General features: G+C 36.0%; 1 protein-coding gene and 1 CRISPR repeat array. The gene reads left to right on the forward strand.

Annotated features, from left to right (window positions below; genetic code table 11):
• The first annotated feature begins 455 nt into the window (after positions 1-455).
• Positions 456-1,800: direct repeats of the CRISPR family, unit length 29 nt; unit sequence GTTACATCTGAACCGTGTGGGTTAGAAAG.
• A gap of 170 nt (positions 1,801-1,970) precedes the next feature.
• A complete protein-coding gene (locus SULYE_RS07665; RefSeq protein ID WP_007548181.1) occupies positions 1,971-2,195 on the forward strand; it encodes a hypothetical protein in 225 nt (74 codons plus the stop codon).
• The last annotated feature ends 187 nt before the right edge of the window (positions 2,196-2,382 follow it).

Genomic DNA, 2,382 nt, shown 5'->3' on the forward strand with positions numbered 1-2,382 from the left:
GTTGCTTAATGGCTTGGTGAGATGACTTAACAGTCAGTAAAGCTAAGGTATTGGTAATGTGATTTTATTTTTTGATGTTTGATTAGAGCTTGTGTTGTGATGGTTTAAAAGGGATTTTTTAAAAAGTAGTTTTAAGTATTTGTTGAATTAAGCTTTTCAATTTTAAAGTATTTAATATTTAAATTTTTGAAAATTTAGAATTTTTTATTTTAGAATTTTTCAAGATCGGGAAGTTAAGGAGTTATATTTGCAGCGGGCTTCTGAGTTTGTGGTTTTCAGCAGTTGGCTTGTGATGGGAAGTTAAAGGATAAAATATAATAATATATTTTCTGTATATCGAGGTTTGCGGAAAAAAATATCAACTTGCAGGTTTTTTAAAAGTTTGGTATAATGGTTATCAGAATATTGATAGAGTAAGCTATAAGCGATTTTATTTTTGAGTAAAAATTTAACGGGTTACATCTGAACCGTGTGGGTTAGAAAGAGCAAAAACGCAAGCTCATCCGCTTCCCACATCAAAGTTACATCTGAACCGTGTGGGTTAGAAAGAGGTTTATTTTGCTTATCATGACACTTCTTTCGTTTTTGTTACATCTGAACCGTGTGGGTTAGAAAGAATGTTTTTCTTAGGTCGAAAGTGGCTATGAGTTTTTGTTACATCTGAACCGTGTGGGTTAGAAAGTCTTGTTCTTGTAGCCATGTTAAGAACATTCCAAGTGTTACATCTGAACCGTGTGGGTTAGAAAGGGTCTTCCGCTAAATCCTTCAATTCATTTAAAACATGTTACATCTGAACCGTGTGGGTTAGAAAGTATCTTGCATTTTCCCTGCCCGCTGATGCCCGTCATGTTACATCTGAACCGTGTGGGTTAGAAAGCTGTTGCCGCTATTTCTTTAGGTGGTCTTCCACCGTTAGTTACATCTGAACCGTGTGGGTTAGAAAGAGGGATTGTTTGGAATACGGGATTTCACTATCTCTCGTTACATCTGAACCGTGTGGGTTAGAAAGCTTTGTGAACCTATTATGCTTTTATTATACATGTCAAGTTACATCTGAACCGTGTGGGTTAGAAAGTACATGCATGACATTTCAGCATTTAATCCAACGATAGTTACATCTGAACCGTGTGGGTTAGAAAGGATTGTCAATATTTGGTGAATGAGTTTTGTTCTTATCGTTACATCTGAACCGTGTGGGTTAGAAAGCTGGTCTTGAAGCTATTTTGAAAATGCTCGGAAACTTGTTACATCTGAACCGTGTGGGTTAGAAAGTAATTCAAAATATTCTTTAGAGATTTTATCAATTTTGTTACATCTGAACCGTGTGGGTTAGAAAGATTTGTCAAGTGTATAATGGCACAGGATAGGTAGGGAGTTACATCTGAACCGTGTGGGTTAGAAAGTTATCACTATTGCCATTTTTATGCTCCCTTAAAAATGTTACATCTGAACCGTGTGGGTTAGAAAGCTAAGGAAATTAACGGATTGTTTTAACTTGGGTTAAAAAGTTACATCTGAACCGTGTGGGTTAGAAAGCTTGTTCTGTGCTTATATGTTCGCTATCCTTAACAAGGTTACATCTGAACCGTGTGGGTTAGAAAGAATCAAATAAGTAGTTAAGGATGTTCTGCAATTTTTCGTTACATCTGAACCGTGTGGGTTAGAAAGTTGTAAGAAATCTCGTACTCCAACTCAGGTCCTGCACGTTACATCTGAACCGTGTGGGTTAGAAAGATTGAAAGATATGGAGAATATGGCAGAAAAGCAAAAGTTACATCTGAACCGTGTGGGTTAGAAAGATATATCATAAAATTATTAATCTGTCAAAAGGAGATTAGTAATAAAATAAACAGAGAAAAACAATTCTTAATTCTTACAAATTTGTAATCTTTATTTAATGTTTCTGTAATTGATTTTATGAAGCAAGTGGTATAGAATAATATTACAAATTCAAATAGGGGGAATAAAAGATGAAAAAATTAGTAGCAACAGCATTGGCAGTAGCAGTAGTAGGAACATCTGCATTTGCAGGACAAAACAGAGGAGTTGCACCAGCAACCAATACAGTACAATCACAGGCACAAGCACCTGCTGAGGCTATGAAGAAACACGAGCACAAGCATCAGCACAAGTATCAAAAGAAAGCAGAAAAGCAAAACGAACAAAAGCCAGCAGACAATCAAAACAACGAATAATCTAAGTAATTCCTAACAAAAAGCCCGCTTTATGCGGGTCTTTCTCTCTTTAATCATCAAAACGGTTACATCTGAACCGTGTGGGTTAGAAAGATTGTTGCAAAATTGCAATTTTTGCAAAAATGCAACAGTTACATCTGAACCGTGTGGGTTAGAAAGGCTATATAGTGCAGCTTATAGAGGTTTG

It is taken from the genome of Sulfurihydrogenibium yellowstonense SS-5 (genome assembly GCF_000173615.1).
Taxonomy (GTDB): domain Bacteria; phylum Aquificota; class Aquificia; order Aquificales; family Hydrogenothermaceae; genus Sulfurihydrogenibium; species Sulfurihydrogenibium yellowstonense.

Bases quoted from the DNA above. Each gene is read 5' to 3' on its own strand.
- SULYE_RS07665 (WP_007548181.1), top strand. From the start codon at position 1,971: ATGAAAAAATTAGTAGCAACAGCATTGGCAGTAGCAGTAGTAGGAACA.